The 25,369-nt window shown below is 70.1% G+C and carries 21 protein-coding genes; 11 read left to right on the plus strand and 10 right to left on the minus strand.

Annotated elements, in window-relative coordinates; genetic code table 11:
• Positions 1-891 (plus strand): ribokinase, encoded by an 891-nt coding sequence (locus AC1DU4_RS05970; protein ID WP_477838131.1) that lies wholly within the window; start codon positions 1-3, stop codon positions 889-891.
• 69 nt (positions 892-960) lie between these two features.
• Here AC1DU4_RS05970 and AC1DU4_RS05975 read toward each other — a convergent pair whose 3' ends face one another.
• Positions 961-1,149 carry a DUF1918 domain-containing protein gene (locus AC1DU4_RS05975; RefSeq protein ID WP_072845023.1) on the minus strand — a complete coding sequence of 63 codons (189 nt, stop codon included), beginning with the start codon at positions 1,147-1,149 and terminating at the stop codon, positions 961-963.
• Positions 1,150-1,329: 180 nt separating this feature from the next.
• On the opposite strand from AC1DU4_RS05975, the gene AC1DU4_RS05980 reads away from it, so the two are divergent.
• From AC1DU4_RS05980 to AC1DU4_RS06025, 10 genes are all read left to right on the plus strand, one after another.
• Positions 1,330-3,123, plus strand: coding sequence for an AMP-dependent synthetase/ligase (locus tag AC1DU4_RS05980; protein WP_477838132.1), 1,794 nt, complete (start codon positions 1,330-1,332; stop codon positions 3,121-3,123).
• Between the two features lie 271 nt (positions 3,124-3,394).
• Positions 3,395-5,104, plus strand: a complete 1,710-nt coding sequence (locus AC1DU4_RS05985; RefSeq protein WP_477838133.1) for an HNH endonuclease signature motif containing protein — start codon at positions 3,395-3,397, stop codon at positions 5,102-5,104.
• 948 nt (positions 5,105-6,052) lie between these two features.
• Entirely contained in the window at positions 6,053-8,131 is a 2,079-nt protein-coding gene (locus AC1DU4_RS05990) for an ATP-binding protein (protein WP_477838134.1), read from the plus strand.
• A 25-nt stretch (positions 8,132-8,156) separates the two neighbouring features.
• Positions 8,157-9,608, plus strand: a complete 1,452-nt coding sequence (locus AC1DU4_RS05995; protein WP_477838135.1) for an FAD-dependent oxidoreductase — start codon at positions 8,157-8,159, stop codon at positions 9,606-9,608.
• Positions 9,609-9,684: 76 nt separating this feature from the next.
• On the plus strand, positions 9,685-11,805 hold the full coding sequence (locus AC1DU4_RS06000) for a DEAD/DEAH box helicase (protein ID WP_477838136.1): 2,121 nt from the start codon (positions 9,685-9,687) through the stop codon (positions 11,803-11,805).
• Between the two features lie 216 nt (positions 11,806-12,021).
• Complete coding sequence (gene ectA / locus AC1DU4_RS06005; RefSeq protein ID WP_477838137.1) at positions 12,022-12,576, plus strand: diaminobutyrate acetyltransferase; 555 nt, start codon at positions 12,022-12,024, stop codon at positions 12,574-12,576.
• Positions 12,573-13,835, plus strand: coding sequence for a diaminobutyrate--2-oxoglutarate transaminase (gene ectB / locus AC1DU4_RS06010; RefSeq protein WP_477838138.1), 1,263 nt, complete (start codon positions 12,573-12,575; stop codon positions 13,833-13,835). The genes ectA and ectB overlap by 4 nt, the downstream gene beginning before the upstream one ends.
• A 19-nt stretch (positions 13,836-13,854) precedes the next feature.
• Positions 13,855-14,259 carry an ectoine synthase gene (locus AC1DU4_RS06015; protein WP_477838139.1) on the plus strand — a complete coding sequence of 135 codons (405 nt, stop codon included), beginning with the start codon at positions 13,855-13,857 and terminating at the stop codon, positions 14,257-14,259.
• A gap of 189 nt (positions 14,260-14,448) precedes the next feature.
• Entirely contained in the window at positions 14,449-15,291 is an 843-nt protein-coding gene (locus AC1DU4_RS06020; RefSeq protein ID WP_477838140.1) for an NAD-dependent protein deacetylase, read from the plus strand.
• Positions 15,292-15,300: 9 nt separating this feature from the next.
• Positions 15,301-15,477: a hypothetical protein gene (locus AC1DU4_RS06025; RefSeq protein WP_477838141.1), complete on the plus strand. Its 177-nt coding sequence runs from the start codon at positions 15,301-15,303 to the stop codon at positions 15,475-15,477.
• Here the strand turns inward: AC1DU4_RS06025 and proB are convergent.
• The 9 genes from proB to AC1DU4_RS06070 form a co-directional block, all read right to left on the minus strand.
• The gene (proB, locus tag AC1DU4_RS06030) at positions 15,474-16,592 is read right to left on the minus strand and encodes a glutamate 5-kinase (protein ID WP_072844957.1); all 1,119 of its coding nucleotides are present in this window, start codon (positions 16,590-16,592) and stop codon (positions 15,474-15,476) included. The genes AC1DU4_RS06025 and proB overlap by 4 nt on opposite strands.
• Positions 16,589-18,049, minus strand: coding sequence for a GTPase ObgE (gene obgE / locus AC1DU4_RS06035; protein WP_477838142.1), 1,461 nt, complete (start codon positions 18,047-18,049; stop codon positions 16,589-16,591). The genes proB and obgE overlap by 4 nt, the downstream gene beginning before the upstream one ends.
• Before the next feature lie 129 nt (positions 18,050-18,178).
• Positions 18,179-18,442 carry a 50S ribosomal protein L27 gene (gene rpmA, locus AC1DU4_RS06040; protein WP_005248077.1) on the minus strand — a complete coding sequence of 88 codons (264 nt, stop codon included), beginning with the start codon at positions 18,440-18,442 and terminating at the stop codon, positions 18,179-18,181.
• Between the two features lie 38 nt (positions 18,443-18,480).
• Positions 18,481-18,795: a 50S ribosomal protein L21 gene (rplU, locus tag AC1DU4_RS06045; RefSeq protein ID WP_477838143.1), complete on the minus strand. Its 315-nt coding sequence runs from the start codon at positions 18,793-18,795 to the stop codon at positions 18,481-18,483.
• 201 nt (positions 18,796-18,996) lie between these two features.
• On the minus strand, positions 18,997-22,281 hold the full coding sequence (locus AC1DU4_RS06050) for a translation initiation factor IF-2 N-terminal domain-containing protein (protein ID WP_477838144.1): 3,285 nt from the start codon (positions 22,279-22,281) through the stop codon (positions 18,997-18,999).
• Between the two features lie 510 nt (positions 22,282-22,791).
• Positions 22,792-23,211 (minus strand): nucleoside-diphosphate kinase, encoded by a 420-nt coding sequence (gene ndk, locus AC1DU4_RS06055; protein ID WP_072844953.1) that lies wholly within the window; start codon positions 23,209-23,211, stop codon positions 22,792-22,794.
• 18 nt (positions 23,212-23,229) lie between these two features.
• Positions 23,230-23,694, minus strand: coding sequence for a DUF4233 domain-containing protein (locus AC1DU4_RS06060; protein WP_477838145.1), 465 nt, complete (start codon positions 23,692-23,694; stop codon positions 23,230-23,232).
• Complete coding sequence (gene folC, locus AC1DU4_RS06065) at positions 23,691-25,100, minus strand: bifunctional tetrahydrofolate synthase/dihydrofolate synthase (RefSeq protein ID WP_477838153.1); 1,410 nt, start codon at positions 25,098-25,100, stop codon at positions 23,691-23,693. The genes AC1DU4_RS06060 and folC overlap by 4 nt, the downstream gene beginning before the upstream one ends.
• Before the next feature lie 2 nt (positions 25,101-25,102).
• The coding region (locus AC1DU4_RS06070; RefSeq protein WP_477838146.1) for a hypothetical protein at positions 25,103-25,369 on the minus strand (267 nt) is incomplete at its 5' end.

Raw genomic sequence — 25,369 nt, forward strand, 5'->3', positions numbered from 1 at the left:
ATGGCCGCACCGGATGCTCCCCCGACCGCCGCCACCCGTGTCGTCGTGCTCGGCAGCATCAACATGGACCTGGTCGCCGTCACCACCCGGCTCCCCCAGCCCGGCGAGACGGTGCTGGGCCAGTCCCTGCACACCGGACCCGGGGGGAAGGGCGGCAACCAGGCAGTCGCCGCGGCCCGCGCGGGCGCGGCGGTGAGCTTCCTCGGCGCGGTCGGCGACGACACCTTCGCCCTGCAACTGCGTCAGCACCTCGTCGACGCGGAGGTCGACGCCCGGCTGCTGCGGGAGACCCGCGGGCCCAGCGGCGTCGCCCTGATCACCGTCGACGCCCACGGGGAGAACAGCATCGTCGTGGTGGGCGGCGCGAACGCCACGATGACCGAACTCGACGCCGGCGAGCTCGACGCGATCGCGGCGGCCGACCTACTGCTGTGCCAACTGGAACTGCCCCTGCCGACGGTCGTCGCCGCCTGCCGCCACGCCCACGAGCACGCCGTCACCGTGATCCTCAACCCGTCCCCCGCGCAGCCGCTCCCGGCGGAACTGCTCGACTGTGTGGACGTGCTGGTGGTCAACGAAACGGAGGCCGATCAGCTCGGCGACGCCGTCCTCGGCCGGGTGCCGCACCTGGTCACCACCTTCGGCGGCCGGGGCGCGTCGCACCACGGACCCGACGGCGCGCACATGCACGCCGATCCGCCGGCCGTGGAGGTGCTCGACACCACCGGCGCCGGTGACGCCTTCACCGGAGAACTGGCTTCCTCGTGGCGACTGGGGCCCGCCGTCGCCGTCCGCCGTGCGGTCGCCGCCGGTGCGCTGGCCACCACCCGGCACGGCGCGGACGCCGCACCGACGAGAGCCGAGGTCGACGCAGCACTCGAAGCGACCTGACTCCGCTGCCTCACAGAGCGGCCTCACGCACATGCCAGCCGGACTCGACAGCCCGGAGCCGGCGTGGGATCAGTTTGCGGCGTGCTCCACGCTGCAATCCACGCCGGGGAACATCAATGCCTCGTGGCCGTCGTCGAAACGCACTTGATACGGCGGCGCGCCGTCGGCACCGTGGACCTCGGTCACCTCGCCGACCTGCTCGGGTCTGCCGGTGGTCGCGCTGTGCACATGAAGTTTGTCCCCAACTGCTGCCTTCATGGTCCCAGTATGCGACCACCCGGCGTGGCTGCGCCAGGGCAGAGCCTCTTCTCGTCGGTTCCCGCCGGGGCACGGGACACCCCGGAATACGGCCGTCGGGAGCGCCGCGGAGTTAGCATCCCCACTACGCGGCCCACCGGCAGCAGGTGGTCGCACCGGGACGACGGGAGCACCTGACCGATGTACCAGACGATCGCAGGAAAGACGCTCGCAGACCTTGCTTTTCGCGCCGCCGAGGCCTACGGTAACCGGCCCGCCGCGCGGTTCCAGAGCACGCCCGACCAGTGGGACGAGATCAGCTACCGCGAGCTCGCCGAGCGGGTCACGGAGTTCGGCGCCGGGCTGATCGACCTGGGGCTCGAGGTGGGCGACCGGGTGGCGGTGCTGGGCACTACCCGCCCGGACTGGTCGGTCGCGCACCTCGCCATCGTCGCCGCCGGCGCCGTGCACGTGTCGGTCTACCCGACCAACTCCGCGGACGAGTGCGCGTGGGTGGTCGGCAACTCGGAGGCCCGCGCGATCATCTGCGAGGACGCCGCGCAGGTGGCGAAGATCGCCGCCGTCCGCGACCGGTTGCCGGCGCTGGAATGGGTGGTGATCCTCGACGGCGAGGCGGACGGCGCCATCCCCGCATCCGAAATACGTCGCCGGGGAAGGGAGCTCGGCGCCGAGGAGCTGCGACGGCGGGCCGCGGCCGTGGCCCCGTCCGATCCGTACGTGTTCATGTACACCTCCGGGACCACCGGGCCGCCGAAGGGCTGCGTCCTCTCGCACGGCAACTACCGCGCGATCATGGAGGCGAACACCGCGCTCGACGCGCGGGACAACCCGGACCCCGAGACCGACATGGTCGCGTACCTGTTCCTGCCGCTGGCGCACGCGTTCGCGCTGCTGTTCCAGTTGCTCACCTTCGACCGCGGTGGCGTCATCGCGTACTGGGGTGGCGACACCACCAGGATCGTGCCGGAGGTGATGGCGACCCGCCCGACCCACCTGCCCTCGGTGCCCCGGGTGTTCGAGAAGATCTACACCCTGGCGGTGGGGTCCAAGCCGGCCGACGAGCGCGAGCGGATGCTGGCCGCCGCGGCGGTCGGGGTCCGGGTGCGCGACCTACAGGCGCGCGGCGAGCCCGTCCCGGCGGAACTGCAGCAGCCGTTCGACGCCGCCGAGGCCGCCCTGTTCCAGGGCGTGCGTGCGTTGTTCGGCGGCAACCTGAAGCTCGCCACCACCGGCGCGGCTCCCATCGCGAAGGAGATTCTGGAGTTCTTCTACGGCTGCGGGGTTCCGGTGATGGAGGGCTTCGGGATGACCGAGACCTCGACCGGCGCGACCGTCAACACCGTGCTCAACCACCGCTTCGGCACCGTGGGCCGGCCGGTGCCGGGCCTCGAGGCGCGCGTCGACGAGGACGGCGAACTGCTTCTGCGCGGCGGCAACATCTTTCAGGGCTACTACAAGATGGAGGACGCCTCGTTCGGCGCCGTGGAGGACGGCTGGCTGCGCACCGGCGACCTCGCGAGCATCGACGAGGACGGGTACGTCTCGATCATCGGGCGTAAGAAGGACATCATCGTCACCTCCGGCGGGAAGAACCTCACCCCGGCGAACCTGGAGAACGACCTCAAGCGCTCGCCCTGGATCAGCCAGGCCGTGATGCACGGCGACCGCCGGCCCTACCCCGTCGTGCTGGTGACGCTGGATCCCGAGACGGTGCTGCCGTGGGCGCAGGCGCAGGGTCTGCCGGACTCGATCGCCGAACTGTCCCGGCACCCGGAGATGGTCGGAATGGTCCAGCAGGCCGTCGACGCGGCCAACGCCAAGCTCGCGACGCCGGAGCAGGTGAAGAAGTTCGTCATCGCCGACCGCGACCTCTCGCAGGAGACCGGGGAGCTGACGCCGACGCTGAAGATCAAGCGGAAGGTGGTGGGCGTGAACTTCCGGGCCCACTTCGACGCGTTGTACAAGGAGGACTGAGGGCGACAGGGCGCAGGGACAACTGCACCGAACCAGTCGTCGATGTGGCCACGCGGTGACGTGGCCGGCATCGACGCGCGCCGCGATCTGGACCCGACTCCTGACCGTGGAACACATCCGGGCGTTCCCGAAGGCGTCTGCTAACCGCCACATCCCGACAGTGGCCCCGAATCGGCCCGCAACCTGCGGGTTCACTCGTCCCCAGGACTTGTCGTACCCCCTCGCTGCACTTCGAACAGAACGTCGAATCGGGGCCCGGGGGGTGACAACGATGACCGCAGTTCACGACCGCGCCGACGACCGTGTCATCGACAACGCCCCGCTCGCCGCCGCCCTCCGCACCGTCGAGACCGGGATGCAGTCGCTGCGCGGGCTCGACACCGGCGCCGTCTCCAACCGGGACCGCCTCGCCCTGCTGGTGCGACTCGAACGCATCGCCCGCACCGTCCCCGCCCTCGGCCACACMCTGGTCAACCARCTCCTCGAACAACGCGCCGCCGACGAGTTCGGCGGCACCACACTGCGGGAGCTGCTGGCAAACACCCTGCGCATCAGCSCCGCCAAGGCCGGGGAAAGGATCCACGCGGCAACCGAACTCGGCCACACCACCACCCTCGGCGGAGAACTTCTCGAGCCGAAGCTCGCCGCGACCGCCGCCGCCGMACACGACGGCGACCTCGACCCCACGCACGTGGGCGTGATCCGCGAGTTCCTGCACCAACTGCCCGCCGCCGTCGACGCCGGCACCCGCGCCCAGGCCGAGGCCCAGCTCGCCGGCCAGGCRCTGATCCTGCGRCCSGACGAACTGCGCGCGGTGGCCCACCGGCTCGCGGCGGTCCTAGACCCGGACGGRACSYTSGACGACGAGACCGACCGGGCYCGCAAGCGGTTCTTCCGGATCGGTCCGCAGGGCCGGGACAAGATGACCAAGGGGTCGTTCTGCACCGACCCGGAGGGCCGCGCGTATCTCGAGGCGATCATGGCCAAGCTCGCCARGCCCGGGATGTGCAATCCCGAGGAGGAAGGGCGGGACGAGACCCAGCCGGTTGGCGAACCCCATTCCTCGTCTGAGGTACCCGAGAACAACTCCACCGCAGGGGAACCCGCGGGCACCCGAACTGCGGACACCCAACCCGCCCCCAGGGTCGCCGCCCGCGACCACCGCACCCAGGGCCAACGCCAACAYGACGCCCTCAAGGCCGTCCTCCGTTCCGTCCTCGCCTCCGGCGAACTCGGCCGACACCGCGGCGTCCCCGTCACCGTCRTCGCCACCATGACCGCCCGCGACCTCCAGGAATCGACCGGCCACGCYGTCACCGGCGGCGGCACCATCGTCCCCATGCCCGARCTKGTSCGCATGGCCGCCCGCGGCGYCCGSCACTACCTCGCGATCTTCGACGACGACGGCCGACCCCTCTACCTCGGCCGCAGCAAACGCCTCGGCACCRCCGACCAGCGAATCGTGCTCTACGCCAAGGACCGCGGCTGCACCTTCCCCGGCTGCGCCAGCCCCGGATACTGGTCGCAGACACACCACGTCAACGACTGGGCCGAGGGCGGCGACACCAACGCCGACGACCTGACCTTCGGCTGCGAGACCCATCACGCCCTCGTCGGACCCCGGCCGGACCAGTGGGCGACCACCCGGACCGGACCCGACCACCGGTTCCCGGGCCGGACCCTGTGGCATCCCCCGACACACATCGACCCCACCCGCGCCGGGAGGCTGAACCACTACCACCACCCGATGGAGTACCTGCTCGATGACGACGGGCCGGGGAGCGACGAAGAACCCCGAAAACCCAGTGCCGCACAGACATTGACCTCACACACGAGCTACGAGATCACGCGGAAGCGCGCCACCTCGACACAGCGTCTGTCTGTACCGTGCCCTATACCCAGCCCGAGACCTACCCACCACCGCGACCTAACCAGCACCACGTCCTGTCGACCACTCAGCCATGATCCACCGGTGATGTGACGGTGTGAGCGTGCCGAAGCGTGACCTTGTCGCGCCGGTTCGATTCCGAGCGAGAGTTGCCCTGCAACTCGCTCCGTCGAAGGACGAATGCAGTGGTTGTCGGCTTCACGGTCGCGGTTCCCTTCTCGTTCCGCGGATACGCCGACCGACATGTGCAGCCGGAAATTGAGCTCAACGGAGGGACGAAGGCCGTTGCTCACCTGTTCGGCGTAGGTGATGGCGTCTGTCCTCTGGGTCAGGCGTGCCATGAGGCCGGGTGCCACGCCCCCGAGCTTCGCCGCGATGCGTTCCGGGAGATCTGCGACATCGACTTCTGCCCGGTCTTTCTCGATGGCGGTGATCACGCCACGCCCGACGGCACTGGACGAAGCACCTTTGGAGCCCGGCGAGGACGGGAGGTGTGCGTCGGCCAGCATGCCGGCGTCCACGACCGACCCGGGAAAGATCACCGACGTGCTCACCCCGGATCCGTGGAGATCCTGGCGGAGCGACGTCGAGAACGCGCAGCCCGAACTTCGTCGCCGAGTAGATGGCCAGTCGGGTGGAGGGGACCTTGCCGGCGATCGACGAGATCTAAACGAAGTGGCCACGCCGACGGTGAACCATTCCGGGCAACAGCTGGTGAGTCATCGGCATCGGCACACGCAGATTCACTTCGACTGCTCTGTCCAGCTCCTCCGGCRTGAAGTCCCCAAGCTTCCCGGTCGCGCCGCCCGTCATGTCCTGCCCAACCCTGCCACCCAAGACCCGTCGACCAGTCCGCAAAGGCTATATCCGTTGGTTGTTCGGCGATTGGACCTGTCACGGTGTCTCGAAATGCCACTGCCATCGTCTTGAGACACGCCCATCAGGTGTGGGACGAAGTTCGAGCCATCAAGAACGACCGCCAGACATCCGGATCACGCCGTTTTGCGCGTTCTCCGTAGTTCTGCTCCTAGCATTGGTCGTATGGAGGGCACGGCACGGTCCTCGTTACCGCTCGGAGATGTCCTGAACTCGAGGCGCCGGCAAACCTACGTTGGGCGCCAGGGTGAGCGTGAATTAGTCCGGGCGAGGCTGGAGTCGGCCGATCCGCGGTGGTCCGTGCTGTATTTGCACGGTCCGGGAGGAATCGGGAAGACCGCACTACTCGACGCGTTCGCGGAGATCGCGGCGGAGGCCGGCGCCTCGGTCGTCCGGCTCGACGGCCGTGACATCACCCCTACCCCCTCGGCTGTTCTCGAGGTGCTGCGCGACGCGGTCGCCGTGCGCGACTGCGCGATCGTGCGCGACGAGGAACGACTCTGCGTCCTCATCGACACCTATGAAGTTCTGGAGCCGATCGACGAGTGGATGCGCACCCAGTTACTGCCGCGGCTACCGGCGACGGCACTGACCTTCATCGCGTCCCGGACACCGCCGAGCCCACTGTGGCGGGCCGACGCGGCGTGGAGCGAGCTGCTGCGCGTGGTGTCCCTGCGCAACCTCACCCCGGAGGAGTGCCGCGAGTATCTGCGCGCGGTGGCGGTGCCGCCGCCTCTGCATGAGCGGATCTGCCAGGTCACACACGGACATCCTCTGGCGCTGGCACTGGTGGCCGATGTGGCATCGCGCGGCGGCGAGGTGGCCTCCGACCCGTTGACCCCCGACCTCATGGGGGTGCTGATGGAGCGGTTCATCGCGGTCGAGCCGAGCCCCCTGCACCGGAGGGCGCTCGAGGTGTGCGCCCTTGCCCGGGTGACCACCGAGACCATGCTGCGGGATGTCCTCGAGCTCGACGACGCGCACGAGGTGTTCGCGTGGCTGCGGCGGCTGTCGTTCGTCGACGCCGGCCCGGAGGGCCTGTTCCCGCACGACATGGCCCGCGATGTCATCGACGCGGATCTGCGATGGCGCGACCTCGACGCCTACACGCAGGTGTTCCACCGCGTGTGGCGGCATCTCCGTCGCCGGTTGACCTCATGTACCGGCCGCGAACAGCAGCGCCTGATCTTCGACCTGAAGTTCGTGTTCCGCAATCTGCCTGGGGTCTTGTCACCGGTGGACTGGCAGTCGTGGGGCCACCACTACCCGGAGCCCGCGTCCGCGGAGGACCGCGAGACGATCATCGAGTTGGCCCGCTCGCACGAGGGTGCCGAGTCGGCAACCATCGCGGCCGCCTGGTTCCGGTGTCAGCCCGCCGGGTTCTACATCGTGCGCCGCCCCGACGGCGCCCCGCGCGGATTCTTCGGCCTGATCGATCTGAGCGGCGCATCCGCCGACGACCTGGTTGCCGATCCCGGTGCCGCGGCGGCCTGGGCCTTCGCCCTCACGCAGTCGCCACCGCGGTACGGGGAGACGATCACCCAGACTCGGTTCATCATCGACGACGACGCCTACCAGGACCCGTCGCCCACGATGAACGCCATCCCGATCATCACCATGCAGCGGTACCTGTGTACCCCGAGGCTCTCCTGGGACTTCGTCACACTGGCCGAGCCGGACCGGTGGAACGAGTACTTCGCGGTCGCCGACCTTCCACGCGCCGTGGGCGCCGATTTCGAGGTCGGGGCGCGCAGTTACGGGCTGTTCGCGCACGACTTCCGCCGCGTCCCGGTCGACGCCTGGCTCGAACAGATCACCGAGCGTGCCTTGTCCGACAGCCCCGCCGAACGGCCGCGGCCGACACCGGAGTTGCTGGTGCTGTCCCAACCCGAGTTCGAGCAGGCGGTCCGGCAGGCGCTGCACGACTGGCACCGCCCCGATCGGCTCCGGCGCAACCCCTTGCTGCGCACCCGGGTGGTGTGCGATCGGGGCGGCGCCGAGCCGGCTGTCGCCGAACTCGACGGCGTGCTCCGCGACGCGGTGGACGCCCTGGCCGACAATCCCCGCGACGACAAGCTGCTGCGCGCGGTCGACCGGACCTATCGGCGCCCGGCAACCACCCAGGAGGCCGCCGCCGAGGTCCTCGGGTTGCCGTTCAGCACGTATCGGCGCCACCTCACCCAGGGCGTCGCGCAGGTCGTCGCGTGGTTGTGGGACCGCGAGGTCTACGGACACGAGCAGTGAACACCACTGAGCAGCATTCGGGCTGGTGACTGAGCACCGATTGCCCGCATCCTTCCTCGTAGTCGTCATCCATCACATCGAGGAGGCTCCCATGACAACTCAGATCGGTAACCGAGCGATCGTTGTCGGCGCCAGCATGGCCGGCCTACTCGCGGCCCGTGTGCTGTCCAAGGCGTATGCGCAGGTGACGGTGGTCGACCACGATCACCTCCCGAACACCGCGGAGCCGCGCCGCTGCGTTCCCCAAGCCTGGCACACCCACGTGCTGATCGAACGCGGTCAGCAAGTCCTGGAGGAGCTATTCCCCGGCTTCACCGACGACCTGGTCGCGCTGGGGGTGCCGACCCTGGACAACCTGCGCGATGTGAGGTGGTGTCTGAGCGGTTATAGGCTCCCGCAGCCGGAGAGCGGGATGACCGTCGTCAGCGCCAGCCGACCATTCCTGGAGGGCTATGTGCGAGCCAGGGTTAGCGAACTGCCCGGTATCACCCTCGTGGATCGCTGCGACGTCGCTGGCCTGACCACCACGCCCGACCGCCGCCGCGTTACCGGGATCCGGGTCCTTCGACGGGCGGACGGCAGCGCCAGCGAGATCCTCGACGCAGGCCTGGTAGTCGACGCGACCGGGCGGGGCTCACGTACCCCCACCTGGTTAGCAGAATTGGGTTTCGCAGCGCCGAAGGAGGAGAAGGTGCAGGTGGGCCTCGGCTACGCGACCCGGATCTACCGAGCCCCGGCCCCGGGGTTGGGTGATGATCTCGGGGTCGTGATCGGCCCGGCACCCGACAATCCGCGAGGCGGCGCGCTGCAGATGCTCGAGGGCAACCGCTTCCTGGTGACGCTGATGGGCATGCTCGGCGACTATCCGCCGACCGACCCGGACGGCTTTCTCGACTTCGCCCGGACCCTGCGGATCCCGGATCTCGGCGACGCGATCGACGGCGCGGAGCCGCTTGAGAAGATTCGGCCCTTCCGGTTCCCGGCGAGCGTCCGCCGGCGGTACGAGCGCCTGTCCCGATTCCCTACCGGGCTCCTGGTGACGGGAGACGGCCTGTGCAGCTTCAACCCGATCTACGCCCAAGGCATGACCGTCGCCGCCCTCGAGGCGATCATGCTGCGCCGTCACCTGCACCGCGGCACCGAACCTCACCCCCGTGCGTTCTTCCGCGACGTCGCGAAGGTGATCGACGTGCCGTGGGACATGTCGACCGGAGCGGACCTGGCATTCCCCCAAGTGATCGGAGCCCGAACCCCGAAGGTGCGGATCGGCAACGCCTACCTTCCGCGGTTGCACGCGGCCGCCGCGCACGATCCCGTGCTCGCTACCAAATTCATCCGCGTCGCGGCCCTGGTCGATCGCCCGGAGCGGCTGCTGGCCCCGGGCACCGTGCTGCGCGTCCTGCGCCAGCACCTGCCCCACCGCCCGACCCGTTCACCGGATCAGGCGACTCCCGATCGTGGGGTGAAGGCCTCATGACCTCCTACTGTCACGCCTACCACAGCGGATCCTCACAACAGGTTCGATGTCGGTGCGGACGGGCATGATGGCAGGCATGAGCGCGAACACCACCACCGCCGACCCCACCACCGGCGCGGACCTGCGCGCCGAGGCCGAGGGCCTGCTGCGTGAACTCGCCGGACCCGGGGCCCGCCTGCGGGAGGACCAGTGGACGGCGATCGAGGCGCTGGTCGTCCAGCGCCGGCGCGCACTGGTGGTCCAGCGGACCGGCTGGGGCAAGTCCGCCGTCTACTTCATCGCCGCCAAGCTGCTGCGCGCCCGCGGGCACGGACCGACCGTGATCGTCTCGCCGCTGCTCGCACTGATGCGCAACCAGGTGTCCTCGGCGGAGCGGGCCGGGGTCCGCGCGGCGACCATCAACTCCGGCAACGTCACGGAGTGGGACGAGATCCACCGCCAGATCGCCGACGGCGACGTCGACGTGCTGCTGGTCAGCCCCGAGCGACTGAACAACCCAGACTTCCGCGACCAGGTGCTGCCCTCGCTCGCCGCCGACGCCGGCCTCGTGGTGGTCGACGAGGCGCACTGCGTCTCCGACTGGGGCCACGACTTCCGTCCCGACTACCGCCGGATCCGGACCCTGATCGGCGAGCTCGGCGAGGGCATCCCGGTGCTGGCGACGACCGCGACGGCGAACGACCGGGTGGTCGCGGACGTCTCCGCCCAGCTCGGGGTCGGGGGTGCCGAGACGCTGGTGCTGCGCGGCGGTCTCGAACGCGAGTCGCTGCGGATGTCCGTGGTCCAGATCGACGAGGCCACCAAGCGCGCGGCGTGGCTCGGCCAGCAACTGAACCGGCTGCCCGGCTCCGGCATCATCTACACCCTCACGGTGTCCGCCGCACGAGACCTGGCCGGACTGCTCTCCGACCAGGGGCACGCCGTCGCCGCGTACACCGGGCAAACCGACCCGGCCGAGCGCGAGTCGCTAGAGGCCGACCTGCTCGGCAACCGGGTCAAGGCGCTCGTCGCGACCTCCGCGCTCGGCATGGGCTTCGACAAGCCGGACCTGGGGTTCGTGGTGCACCTCGGCGCACCGTCCTCGCCGATCTCCTACTACCAGCAGGTCGGTCGCGCCGGCCGCTCCACGGACAGCGCGGAGGTGGTGCTGCTCCCCGGCCACGAGGACGGGCAGATCTGGAGCTACTTCGCCAGCGTCGCGTTCCCCCGCGAGCACGTGGTGCGCCGGGTGATCGAGGTGCTCGACACCGAGCGGCCGCAGTCCACGCAGGCACTCGAGCCGCAGGTGGAGCTCAACCGGTCCCGGCTCGAGATGGTCCTCAAGGTCCTCGACGTGGACGGCGCGGTCCGCCGGGTCCGCGGCGGCTGGGTCGGCACCGGTCAGCCGTGGGAGTACGACGCGCCGCGCTACGAACGGCTCGAACAGGCCCGTGCGTCCGAGCAGCAGGCCATGGTCGACTACCAGCGCACCACCATGTGCCGGATGGAGTTCCTGCGCCGCCAACTCGACGACCCGGGCCTCACCGCGGAACCGCAGCCGTGCGGGCGGTGCGACAACTGTGCCGGTCCCACCCTCACCGCCGACGTCGACGAGCAGGCACTCTCGCAGGCCCGCGCCCGACTGGACCGCCCGGGCGTCGACCTGCTGCCACGCAAGCAGTGGCCGACCGGTCTCGCCAAGCTCGGGGTATCGCTGTCCGGCAAGATCACCGACGGTCCGCAGCCGGGTCGGGTGCTCGGCCGCCTCACCGACCTCGGCTGGGGCCAGCGGCTGCGGGCGCTGTTCGACGGACCCGACGGACCGGTCCCGGACGCGGTCGTCGACGCGTGCGTCAAGGTCCTGGCCGCCTGGGACTGGGACCAGCGGCCCACGTCGGTGCTGGCCATGGAGTCCGCAACCCGTCCGCAGCTGGTGGGCTCGCTCGCCCGCCGACTGGCCGAGGTGGGACGGCTCACCGACCTGGGCTCGCTCGCCCGGACACCGGGCCATCCCCCGGTGTCCGCGGCCAATTCCGCCTACCGGGTGGCGGGCCTTGCCGGGGCGTGGCTGGCACCGGATCTCGGTCAGCTGGACGGCCCGGTGCTGCTGCTCGACGACCTCACCGATACCGGCTGGACCTTGACGATGGCGGCGCGAGAACTGCGTGCCGCGGGCGCTCCGGCGGTCCTGCCGTTTGCCCTGGCGAGCGTCAACTGAGCACGCCGATGTGACCAGGCTCACACTGCTGCGCTCACCAGTGCCGACGCCGGGTTCTCGGGTGGGCCCGGCGGCAGGAAGCTGAAATCCGTTGGGCCCATTGTTACGTTCGTTTGACCAATGACGCCCGTTACAGAAAGTGCGACCCCAATTTCAGTTCCCCCCACGGGGACCCGACAACGACACGGCGCAAAGCGCCCCGACGAGCACGGCACAGTGCGCCCAGACCAACCCGGCGCGGTGCACCAAGAAGAGCCCGGCGCTGCGAGCCCGAACGACACGCCGACCCTGCGCCGGCCCGCAGTCTCCGACGCGGCCCGGCTGTGGGAGATCGCCCGCGACACCGAGGTCCTCGACCTGAACTCGAGCTACTCCTACCTGCTGTGGTGCAGGGACTTTGCGGAAACCTCCGTGGTGGCCGAGCACGACGGTCGGGTCGGGGGCTTCGTCACCGGATTCGTCCGGCCGACGGACCCGACGACCGTCTTCGTGTGGCAGGTTGCCGTCGACGACGCCCTGCGCGGCCGCGGCGTCGCCTCCGCGATGCTGAACTTCCTTCTCGATCACCTTGCACATCAAGGTGTCTCAACGCTGGAGACGACGATCAGTCCCGACAACACCGGATCGCAGGCGCTCTTCGCCTCGGTCGCGCGCAGTCGGTACACCAGCATCTCAACCCGTAAATTGTTCGACTCCAACGACTTTCCCGACCAGCACGAACCCGAAGAGCTTTACGTCATCGGCGACGACAGCAACAGAGGAGAGCAGTGAACACCCTCGAAGAGACCAACATCTTCGCCAGCCTGGAGTCCGAGGTCCGCAGCTACAGCAGGTCGTGGCCGGCGGTCTTCAGCTCCGCCTCCGGATCCTGGATCCGCTCCGAGGACGGCCGCGACTACCTCGACTTCTTTGCAGGCGCAGGCGCACTGAACTACGGACACAACAACCCGGTGATGAAGGAGGCGCTCCTCGACTACCTGATCGGCGACGGAATCACCCACGGCCTCGACATGAACACCGTCGCCAAGCGCCGGTTCCTCGAGACCTTCCAGCGCAACATCCTCGAACCCCGGGGCCTGGACTACAAGGTCCAGTTCCCCGGCCCCACCGGCACCAACGCCGTCGAGGCTGCCCTCAAGCTGGCCCGTAAGGTCACCGGCCGCGAGTCGATCATCAACTTCACCAATGCCTTTCACGGAATGACCCTCGGGTCACTCTCGGTCACCGGCAACTCGATGAAGCGGGCCGGGGCCGGCGTCCCGCTGGTCCACGCCACCCCGATGCCGTTCGACAACTACTTCAACGGCGTCACCGAGGACTTCCACTGGTTCGAGCGGGTCCTCGACGACGCCGGCAGCGGACTCAACCGACCCGCCGCCGTGATCGTCGAGACGGTCCAGGGCGAGGGTGGCGTCAACGTGGCCCGGCCCGAGTGGCTGCGGGCGCTCGCCGACCTGTGCTCGAGCCGCGGGATCCTGCTGATCGTCGACGACGTGCAGATGGGCTGCGGCCGCACCGGTCCGTTCTTCTCGTTCGAGGTCGCCGGCATCACCCCCGACATCGTGACGCTGTCGAAGTCGATCGGCGGCTACGGCCTGCCGATGGCGCTGACCCTGATGCGGCCCGAACTCGACGTCTGGGCCCCGGGCGAGCACAACGGCACCTTCCGCGGCAACAACCCCGCCTTCGTCACGGCGACCGCGGCGCTCGACCACTACTGGTCCGACGACGCGCTCAGCCGCTCGACCGCCGCCAAGGGCAAGCGCATCCACGAGATCTTCGCGAACCTGTCGGACCGCTTCGCCGGGGTGTCCACCCGCGGGCGTGGCATGGTGCAGGGCCTGGTCTTCGACGACCCGGGGCACGCGGTCAAGGTCTGCGGGCTCGCCTACGACGAGGGCCTGCTCGCCGAGACCTCCGGGCCGTCCGACGAGGTGGTCAAGCTGCTGCCGCCGCTGACCGTCACCGACGCCGAGCTCGACCACGGACTGAGCATTCTCGCCGAGGCCACCGCCAAGGTCTGCGCCTGAACCGCGAAGGAGCAACCCCATGATCGTGCGCACCACCGAAGAGATCACCGGCACCGACCGGGACGTCACCAGCGCCGACGGCAACTGGCGCAGCAAGCGCATCGTCCTCGGCGGGGACGGCGTCGGTTTCTCGTTCCACGAGACCACCATCCGCGCCGGTTCGGTCAACGAGTTCCACTACGCCAACCACGTCGAGGCGGTCTGGCTGATCGAGGGCGACGGCATCCTCACCGACCTCGACAACGGCGAGGTCCACGAGCTGCGTCCCGGCTCGATGTACCTGCTCGACGGCCACGAGCGGCACCGGGTCGAGCCGGTCACCCAGATGCGGATGCTGTGCGTCTTCAACCCCCCGGTCACCGGCCGCGAGGTGCACGACGAGAACGGGGTGTACCCGCTGGTCGAGGTGCCGAGCCGGGTCTGACGCCACGGGCCCGGGAACTCGGCAGCGAGCTCGGCCCCGGGAACTCGGCGGCGAGCTCGGCCCCGGGAACTCGGCGGCGAACTTGGCCCCGGGAACTCGGCGGAGAGCTTGGCCCGGGAACTCGGCGGCGAGCTTGGCCCCGGCGACCGCACGGGCATGCCCACCCGGGACACGGCTAACCTGGTGGGCATGTCCGTTTCGGCCCTGGAATCCGAGACCGGGTTCGCCCGGCTCGCCGCACTGGTGGACGGCCGGCGGGTGGTCGCGTTGACCGGCGCCGGCATGTCCACCGACTCGGGAATTCCCGACTACCGCGGCCCGGACTCGCCACCGCGGAACCCGATGACGTACCAGCAGTTCATGGGCGACGCCGCGTTCCGGCGGCACTACTGGGCACGCAACCACCTGGGCTGGCGGTTCATGGACGCCACCGTGCCCAACGTCGGCCACCGCGCACTCGCCGCCCTCGAGCGGTCCGGGACGGTCACCGGGGTGCTCACCCAGAACGTGGACCTGCTGCACACCAAGGCCGGCAGCCGCGCGGTCGTCGACCTGCACGGCAGCTACGCGCAGGTGCGCTGCATGACCTGCGAGCACCGGGTCTCCCGCATCTCGCTGGCCGAGCGGCTCACCGCGGCCAACCCCGGCTTCGCCGAATCCGTCTCCGCGGCAACGGGAGTCGAGATCGCCCCGGACGCCGACGCGGTGATCGAGGAGACCGCGCACTTCCGGGTGGTGGACTGCGACCGCTGCGGCGGCATCCTCAAACCAGACATCGTGTACTTCGGCGAGAGCGTGCCGAAGCCACGGGTGGCGGCGGCCTACGCGATGGTCGACGCCGCCGACCTGGTGCTGGTACTCGGCTCGTCGCTGACCGTGATGTCCGGGCTGCGGTTCGTCCGGCACGCGGCCAAGCACGGCACACCGGTCGCGATCGTGAACCGGGGCGCCACCCGTGGCGACGAATTCGCCACGGTCAAACTGGATGCCGGGTGCTCGCAGACCCTCACCGCCCTGGGCGCCCATCCGTAGACTCAGGGCATGTCGAAGTTCAGCGACAAGGTGAAATCGCTCTTCAGCAGACGCAAGCCTGTCACCCCCGAGGATGCCGCCGACATCTCCGAATGGGTGAACGAGGGCGGCGCACTGCACCCCGAAGGACCACCCAAGGTCATCGGCGACCCGCAGGACAAGCCGCCGAAGGCCCCTGACCGCTAGAGCGGCACCAGGTCGTCCGCGTGCACGACCGGACGCTGCAACTCCGACGGCAGCTCCAGGGTGGACCGGCCGAGCATCTCGCCGAGCTCGTCGAAGTCGTACGCCACTACCCCGCGCGCCACCGGGACGGCGTCCGGACCGACCAGCGACACCACGTCGCCGCCGTGGAACCGCCCGACCACACCGGTGATGCCGGCGGGCAACAGCGAGCGCCGCCGGTCCACCACGGCCCGGACCGCACCCGCGTCCAGCTCCAGCGCGCCCTGGGTGTCGGCCGCGTGCCGCACCCAGAACTTGCGCGCCGACATCCGATTCGGCCGTGCCGCGAACGCCGTGCCGACGCCCGCGGTGGTCAGTGCCGCCGCGGCATCGGTGGCGGCGGCGAGTAGCACCGGCACCCCCGAGTCCGCCGCGAGCCGGGCCGCGGACAGCTTCGAGGCCATGCCGCCGGTGCCGAGCGCTCCCCCAGATCCCGCGACCACGCCGTCGAGGTCCTCGGGGCTGGTCACCTCCGGGATCAGGGTGGCGCCGCCGCGACGAGGGTCACCGTCGTAGAGCCCGTCGACGTCCGAGAGCAGCACCAGCGCGTCGGCCTGCACCAGGTGCGCGACCATCGCGGCCAGCCGGTCGTTGTCGCCGAACCGCAGCTCGGTGGTCGCCACTGTGTCGTTCTCGTTCACTATCGCCACCGCGTGCAGCACCCGCAGCCGGTCCAGGGTCCGCTGCGCGTTGCGGTGCTGGGTGCGTCGGGCCAGGTCGTCGGCGGTGAGCAGCACCTGCCCGACCGTGCGCCCGTACCGCCCGAAGGAGGTCCCCCAGGCATGCGCCAGGGCCAACTGGCCGACGCTGGCCGCGGCCTGCTTGGTGGCCAGGTCCCGCGGCCGCTTGGACAGTCCCAGCGGGGCGATGCCCGCGCCCACCGCACCCGAGGAGACCACCACGACGTCGGAGCCGGCGCGCATCCGCGCCTCGATCGCGTCCGCGAGGGTGTCGAGTGCCGCGTGGTCGAGCCCCTCCTCGAGGCTGGTCAGCGCCGAGGACCCGATCTTCACGACGATGCTGCGCGCCGTGGCGATCGCCGACCTGGTGTCCGATGCGGCCGCGGTCGCCGTCACTGTTCTTCGGGGTCCAGGCCCTCGAGCCCACGCCGGATCCGGTGCGCATGCTTGCGCTCGGACGCGCCGATGCGCTCCACCTGGTCGAGCCGCGCGTCGGTGCCGCGGCCGGTGCGGGTCAGGTCGACGCCCGCCGGGGTCTGCGGCTCCCAGTCGAAGCTCACGTCCCCGATGGTCACCGAGCAGCCCGGCTGCGCACCGTGCTTGACCAGCGCGGCCTCCACGCCGAGCCGGGCAAGCCGGTCCGCGAGGTAGCCGACGGCCTCGTCGTTGTCGAACGCGGTCTGACGAACCCAGCGTTCCGGCCGGATTCCGCGCACGATGAATCCACCGGGCGACTCGGGGTCCGCGATCACGGTGAAGTCGGCCTGGTTGGCCGCCACCGGACGGAGGATCTGGCGCTTCGGCTCCGGCTTCGGATGCGCCTCGCGGTAGTCCGCAACCATCTTGGCAAGCGCAAAGGTCAACGGGCGCAAGCCGTCCCGGCTGACGGCCGAGATGGTGAAGACCGGCCAACCACGCTTCTCGAAGTCGGGGGTGACCATCTCGGCCAGTTCCGCCGCCTCGGGCACGTCGGCCTTGTTGAGGATCACGATTCGCGGCCGGTTGGCGAGGTCACCGAGGCTGACGTCCTCCGACAGGGCCGGCTTGTACGCCGCCAGCTCCGCCTCGAGGGCATCGACGTCGGAGACCGGGTCGCGGCCGGGCTCGAGGGTCGCGCAGTCCACCACATGGGCGAGCACCGCGGTGCGCTCGATGTGCCGCAGGAAGTCCAGGCCCAGGCCACGGCCCTCGCTGGCGCCGGGGATCAGGCCGGGGACGTCGGCGATGGTGAAGGTGGTGTCGCCGCTGGACACCACGCCCAGGTTCGGACGCAGCGTGGTGAACGGGTAGTCGGCGATCTTCGGCTTGGCGGCCGAGAGCACGGACACCAGCGACGACTTGCCCGCGGACGGGAAGCCGACCAGGCCGACGTCGGCGACCGACTTGAGCTCCAGGACGAGGTCGCGTTCGACACCGTCCTCGCCGAGCAGCGCGAAACCGGGCGCCTTGCGGGCCCGCGAGGAGAGCGCGGCGTTGCCGAGCCCACCACGGCCGCCGGGCGCGGCGGCGAAGCGGGTGCCGGCACCGATGAGGTCGGCGATGACATTGCCCTCGCTGTCCAGCACGACGGTGCCGTCGGGCACCCGCAGGATCAGGTCCTCGCCGTTGGCGCCCTCACGGTTGCTGCCGGCGCCCTGCTTGCCGTTGCCGGCCTTGGCGTGGGGATGGAAGTGGAAGTCCAGCAGCGTGTGCACGTTGGGGTCGACCTCGAGCACGACGTCACCGCCACGGCCTCCGTTACCACCGTCTGGTCCGCCTAGCGGCTTGAACTTCTCGCGGTGAACGGAGGCGCAGCCATTGCCGCCATTTCCGGCGCTGACGTGCAGCACCACGCGGTCAATGAATCGGGACATGACTGCCGGATCCTTCCTCAGTCTGTAAATAACAGTAGGGGCGGGCTGGGTATGAGACCCTGGCCCRCCCCTACTGGGAGCTTAGCGTCACTCCGCGACATCAGTCGCGAGGCGATATTCGCAGCAGAATCAGGCCTCTGCCGCGGCCGGAACGATGTTGACGGTCTTGCGGCCACGCTTGGTGCCGAACTCGACCGCACCCGCGGAGAGCGCGAACAGCGTGTCGTCGCCGCCACGTCCGACGTTCACGCCGGGGTGGAAGTGGGTTCCGCGCTGACGCACCAGGATCTCGCCGGCGCTGACGGACTGACCGCCGAAGCGCTTCACGCCGAGTCGCTGTGCGTTCGAATCGCGACCGTTACGGGAGCTGGATGCACCCTTCTTATGTGCCATGTTGTTGACCCTCCTCGGGCAAACTAAGTCTAGAAGAACTAGTTGTTGATACCGGTGACCTTGAGGACCGTCAGCTTCTGACGGTGACCCTGGCGCTTGTGGTAGCCGGTCTTGTTCTTGAACTTGTGGATGCGGATCTTCGGACCCTTGGTGTGCTCGACGACCTCGCCGGTGACCGTGACCTTGGCCAGCTTGTCGGCGTCGGTGGTCAGCTCGGATCCGTCGACGACGAGGACCGGGGCCAGCGAGACAGAAGTGCCGGGCTCACCCTCGATCTTCTCGACCTTGACGAGGTCACCAACAGCGACCTTGTACTGCTTTCCGCCGGTCTTGACGATCGCGTACGTTGCCATCGGAGGGCTACCCCTTGCTTCTTCGAACGTGCTCGCGCGGCTTGAGCCGAGCGACTGGTCTGGTGTGCTTGCTACCTCAGGCGCGCCCGCCGCTGCCCTGTTGGGCGCAGCCGAGCGATATCGCCGAGTAGCGACCGGTCAAGATTACGGGATGGCGGCGGCCAGGGTCAAACTGGCTCCGCCACCCCGAACTCGTCCGGCCTACGCGTCCGTCGGCGGACCCGCGGGACGGGCCGACGCACGGCGACGGGGACGGCGCGCGGGCGCCTTGACCTCGCCGTCGGACTTCACAGGTGCGGCGGCCTCGGGCTCCGCGACAACCGGCTCGACGACGGGCTCGACGACCGTCTCGACGACGGGCTCGGCGACAACCGGCGCCTCGACGACGGACGCCGCGACCGGCTCCGGCGTCGGGACCACCAGCACCGCAACGGCATCCGACTCCTCGGCCACCGGGGCCGCAGCGGACCGGCTGGACCGCCGCGAACGACGACGTCCCCGCGTGGGCGCGGCGACCTCGGCCGCCGGCGTCTCGGCGACCCCTGCCTCGGCAACCTCGGACTCGGCGACCTCAGCCACGACCTCGACAACCGGGGCCTCGACAACCGGGGCCTCGAGCACTGCGACCTCTGCCACCACGGGCGCCTCGTCGACCTTCAAGGCACCGGCCTCGGCCGCCTCCTCGGCGGCCTTCGGCTCGGCCTCATGACCCTGCTCGGCCTCATGGCCCTGCTCGTCGTCGTGGTGGTGCGAGGCCATCGCCAGCGCGACCGGATGCGCACGCTTGACCGTCGCGTCCACGTCGTGCACGTCCTCGTGACCGTTCTTGGCCTCCGGCGCCTCGGGCTGCGTGGCCGCCTTCTCGCCGCGTCCACGCCGCTTACGGCTGCCGGACTCGCCCTTCGACGCAGCGGCCCGCGAGCCGTCGTCGCCGGACTTCTCCTCGATCGGGTCGGCGTGGACGATGATGCCGCGGCCGTGGCAGTGCTCACAGGTGGTGGAGAACGCCTCGACCAGCCCCGTGCCCAGCTTCTTGCGGGTCATCTGGACCAGGCCGAGCGAGGTGACCTCGGAGACCTGATGACGCGTCCGGTCGCGACCGAGCGCCTCGGTGAGCCGGCGCAGGACCAGGTCCCGGTTCGACTCGAGCACCATGTCGATGAAGTCGACGACGATCATGCCGCCGATGTCGCGCAGGCGCATCTGCCGCACGATCTCCTCGGCCGCCTCCAGGTTGTTCCGGGTGACGGTCTCCTCGAGGTTGCCGCCGGCGCCGGTGAACTTGCCGGTGTTGACGTCGACCACGGTCATCGCCTCGGTGCGGTCGATCACCAGGGTGCCGCCCGAGGGCAGCCACACCTTGCGGTCGAGTGCCTTGGCGAGCTGCTCGTCGATCCGCTTGACCTCGAACACGTCGGGTCCGCCGGCGGACGGCGAGTAGCGCTCGACCCGCGGCAGCAGGTCGGGTGCCACGGCAGCGATGTAGTTCTGCACCGTCGACCAGGACTTCTCGCCCTCGATGACGATCTTGGCGAAGTCCTCGTTGAACAGGTCACGGACGACCTTGACCAGCATGTCCGGCTCTTCGTACAGCGCCTTCGGGCTGCTCGACTTGCTCTTGTCCGCGTCGGCGGCCTGCTTCTCGATGTCGGCCCACTGGCTCTGCAGCCGGGTGACGTCACGCGCGAGCTCTTCCGCACTGACCCCCTCGGAGGCGGTGCGGATGATGACGCCTGCCTCCGGCGGCACGATCTCGCGCAGGATCTCCTTGAGACGCTTGCGCTCGGTGTCGGGCAGCTTGCGGCTGATGCCGGTGGAGCTGCCGCCGGGCACGTACACGAGGAAGCGGCCGGCCAGCGAGATCTGGGTGGTCAGGCGGGCACCCTTGTGGCCGACCGGGTCCTTGCTGACCTGGACGAGCACCTGGTCGCCCGGACGCAGCGCCTGCTCGATCTTGCGGCTGTTGCCGCCGAGGCCGGCGGCCTCCCAGTTGACCTCGCCGGCGTACAGCACACCGTTGCGGCCGCGGCCGATGTCGATGAACGCGGCCTCCATGGAGGGCAGCACGTTCTGGACGCGGCCGAGGTAGACGTTGCCGACCATCGACGCGGACGCCGAACTGGTGACGAAGTGCTCGACGAGGATGCCGTCCTCAAGGACCGCGACCTGGGTCAGTCCGGACTGGTGCCCGGCGCCGGTCTTCTCGCGGACCACCATCACCCGGTCGACGGACTCACGGCGGGCCAGGAACTCGGACTCGGTCAGGATCGGCGGCCGACGACGGCCGGCGTCGCGACCGTCGCGGCGACGCTGACGCTTCGCCTCGAGCCGGGTGGAGCCGGAAATGCCCTGGACCTCGTCCTTGACGCGGGCCTTGGTACGCGGCTCGCGCTCGTGCACGACCGTGGCGACGCCGTCTTCCTCGGATCCGGCCTCGGCGCCCTCACCGCTGCCCTTGCGGCGGCGGCGGCGACGGCGGCGACGGCTCGAACCGTCTCCGGCCTCCTCGGCCTCCTCCGCCTCGCCTGCCTCGGACTCCGGCTCCGCGACCTCGGCAGCTGCCTCGGTCTCGACTGCTGCGACCTCGGTGCGCTCGTCGGTCGTCGCCTCCTCGGCGGACTCCTCCTCGGTCGTCGACTGCTCGTCGCCGCCCTGCTCGCCACGGCCACGGCCACGGCCACGACGGCCACGACGGCGACGACGGCTCTGCGCGTCGCCCTCCTCGTCGGACTCGGCGGCGTGCTGATCCTCGACCACGGTGGTGTCGGCCGCGGGGGCCTCGACTGCGGCGGTGTCCTCCTCGGTCGGCGCTGCGGCCTCGACCTCGGCGACCGACGTCGACGGCTCGACGGTGGTGACCTCGATGGGAGCGTTCTCGTCCGGTGCCGCGGCCTCGCGGCGGGCACGGCGTCGACGCGGGGCGGGCTCCGCCTCGGGCTGCAGGAACAGCGGCGCCTGGAACACAGGCGCGCTCTCGGCTGCGGCCGGCACGTGCGCATGCGGCTTGTCGAGGTTCGTGAACAGTCCTTGCTGGGCCTCGGCCGCGGGGGCCGCGACCTCGGGAACCTCGGCGGCCGGGACCTCGGCAACGGGCGCCTCGGTCTGGGGTGCCTCGGTCTGGGGTGCCTCGGCCTTCGCCGCCTTGGCCCGGGAGGCCCGACGCCTGGGCGCCTTGGCCTTGGGCTCCTCGGCAACCGGGGCCTCGACCTCGACGGCCGGGGTCTCGACCGCCGCGACCTCGGTCGACGGGGCTGCCGTCTCCGCGGCGCCGCTCAGCGCCGCGTGAACCTGCTCGGCGAGCGAACGATCGACGCTGGACTGCGCGCTGCGCAGCTCCGAGCCGAGCTCGGCGACCTGGGCAAGCACCTGCTTGCTGGTCACACCGAGCAGTTTCGCCAGTGCGTGCACCCGGATCTTGTCCGGGAAGGTCGGTGCCGCATCTGCTGCGGCGGAAGTCTGTGATTCGAGCGGCGCTTTGTCGGCCACGTAAGTCTCCTCGGGCCCCCGGGCGCGTCCACCTTGACTTTCCGGGTGTGACGCGGCCACGCGAGGGCACTGCTATGTGTACCCACGACGGTGGACGTGGGATTGTCTGGTTCTCGCCCCGCGCGGTTGGCAGTGAACCGTTGGTCACTGCCAGTTCGTGCGACGCCTGGCTGGATGGCGGTGCTCCGTGATCCGCGCGCCTGATCATCCAGCGTGCCGTGGGTGTGCGGGGTGTCCGCACACCGTGGCAGCGATGAGGGCATCGAACCGTGGTGTCATCCGGTCGGACCCGCGTGTTGCAAATGTGAGTCCGACCGATACCAGTATCCCACACCGCAACGACCGGCCGCGCCAAGGCGCACCGGCGGGGCCCGCCTCGCCGGACCACCCGGTCGGCCCGGTGTGACTGCCGTGGCGTTTGGATGACACGACCCGAGGTTGGGTGCGGGGTACCAGTTCGCCCCGCCGGCTGTCACCGACGGGGCGAGAAGGGGGTGTACGAAAAGGAAGCTAGCCGCGGGCCAGGTGCGGGAACCAGAGCGCGATCTCCCGCTCGGCCGACTCGACGGAGTCGGAGCCGTGCACCAGGTTCTGCTGGCCGTCCAATGCCAGGTCGGCGCGGATGGAACCGGGGACGGCCTTCTCGACCGGGTCGGTACCGCCCGCGAGCTGCCGGAACGCCGCGATCGCCCGCGGACCCTCGAGCACCGCGGCGACGAGCGGCCCGGAGGTGATGAACTCCAGCAGTCCCGGGTAGAAGGGCCTGCCCTCGTGCTCGGCGTAGTGCGTCGCGGCGATCGCCTCGTCCGCGGTCTTGAGCTCGAGGGCTGTGATGGACAGCCCCTTGCGCTCGACACGGCCGAGGATCTCGCCGACGAAACGCCGGGCCACTCCGTCGGGCTTGATCAGTACCAGGGTCCGCTCAGTCACAACACTCAGCCTAGAACGTCAGTCCCGTTGACCCGGAAGCAGTCCCTGTTCCATCCGGTCCACGATGTYGCGGCGCAGGTACAGCAGGTACGCCCAGACCGACGAGAACACCAGTCCCATCACGCCGATCGAGATGTGCACGGCGAAGCCGGCCACCAGCGCGACCTGCAGCACGATGTTGAACGCCATCCCCCACGACCGGCCCTGCACGCCCGCCCCGAGGATCATCAGCAGCGCGAGCACGACGAGGTAGGTGCCGCTGGCCGCGGTCAGTCCCCCGCCGACGGTCGCGACCACCGGGATCGCCAGCAGCACAACGATTGCCTCCAGGATCAGCGTGCCCGCGCAGACCCCGCGGAAGCTCTTCCACGGGTCCTTCGTCGGCGGCTTGAAGCCCGTCCCCTCAGCTGGCGCATGTCCCTCGACGTGCGGTTGCCCCTCGCCGCCCCCTTCGGGTGCGGTCGAGTTGTCAGGTGTGCTCACGCCGGTTCCTTTCCGAACAGGGTGCGGGCCATGCCCGCGGTGACGACGGATCCGGTGACCACGACGCCGGCGCCGGAGACGGACTCACCGGGTTCGGCGACCTCCTCGGCCAGCTCGATGGCGGTCTCGAGCGCGTCGGGCAGCGTCGACGCCACCACCACCCGCTCGTCGCCGAACCGCGCGACCGCGAGGTTCGCCAACTCCTCGACGTCCATCCCGCGCGGCGAGCCGTTGTGGGTGACGACGATCTCGTCGAAGACGGGCTCGAACGCGGTCAGCAGACCCTCGACGTCCTTGTCCGCCATCACCGCGACGACGCCGACGAGCTTGCGGAAGTCGAACTCGTCGGCCAGCGCGGCGGCCAGCGCGCGAGCGCCGTCCGGGTTGTGCGCGGCGTCGAGGAACACCGTCGGTGCGCTGCGGACACGCTCGAGTCGACCCGGATTCGTCAGGGAGGCAAAGCCTTCCCGGACCGCGTCGACGTCGAGCTGGCGGTCCGCACCCGCCCCGAAGAACGCCTCCACCGCGGCCAGCGCCAGCGCGGCGTTGCGGGCCTGGTGCTCGCCGTGCATGGGCAGGAAGATGTCGGTGTACACGCCGCCGAGGCCCTGCAGTTCGAGCTGCTGGCCGCCGACCGCGATCCGGCGGGCGAGCACCCGGAACTCCGAGTTCTCGCGCGCCACCGCGGCATCGGCCTCGACCGCGCGCCGCAGCAGCACCTCCGCGACCTCCGGGGTCTGCTCGGCGAGGATCGCGACGGTGTCGCGGGGCACCAGCGACTCCGGCGCCTTCTTGATGATCCCGGCCTTCTCCGCCGCGATGCCGGCGAGGTCGCTGCCGAGGAACTCGACGTGGTCGAGGCTGATCGGGGTGATCACCGCGACCTGACCGTCGATCACGTTGGTGGCGTCCCACTTCCCGCCGAGCCCGACCTCGATGACCGCGACGTCGACCGGGGCCTCGGCGAAGGCCGCGAACGCCATCGCGGTGAGCACCTCGAACTTGCTCATCGCCGGCCCACCCGCCGCCTGCGACTGGGCGTCGACCATGCCGATGTACGGCTCGAGCTCCCGGTAGGTGTCGACGTAGAGCCGCGGCGAGATGGGCTTGCCGTCGATGCTGATGCGCTCGGTGGCGATCTGCAGGTGCGGGCTGGTGGTCCGGCCCACCCGCCGGTGCATCCGGGTGAGCAGCGCGTCGATCATCCGGGTCACCGACGTCTTGCCGTTGGTGCCGGCGACGTGGATCGCCGGGTAGCCGTGCTGCGGCGACCCCAGCAGGTCCATCAGGGCAGCGATCCGGGTGAGCGACGGCTCGATCTTCGTCTCGGGCCAACGCTTGTCGAGTTCGGCCTCGACCTGCGCGAGCTCCGCGAGGTCCACCGCCGCGGACTCGGAGCCGGGCATGCTCACGCCTTCCCCAGATCCTCGAGCCGGGCGGTGATCCGCGCGACTTCCTCGGTGGCGAAGCTCTGGCGCCCGCGGATCTTGTCGACGACGGCGTCGGGCGCCTTCGCCAGGAAGGCCTCGTTGCCGAGCTTCGCGGCGGTGCCGGCCAGCTCCTTCTCCGCGGCCGCCAGGTCCTTCTCGAGCCGCTTGCGCTCGGCGACCAGGTCGACGGTGCCGGAGGTGTCGAGCTCGACGGTGACGGTGCCCGCGCTCAGCCGGACCTCGAG

It is taken from the genome of Rhodococcus sp. P4_F5 (genome assembly GCF_056401315.1).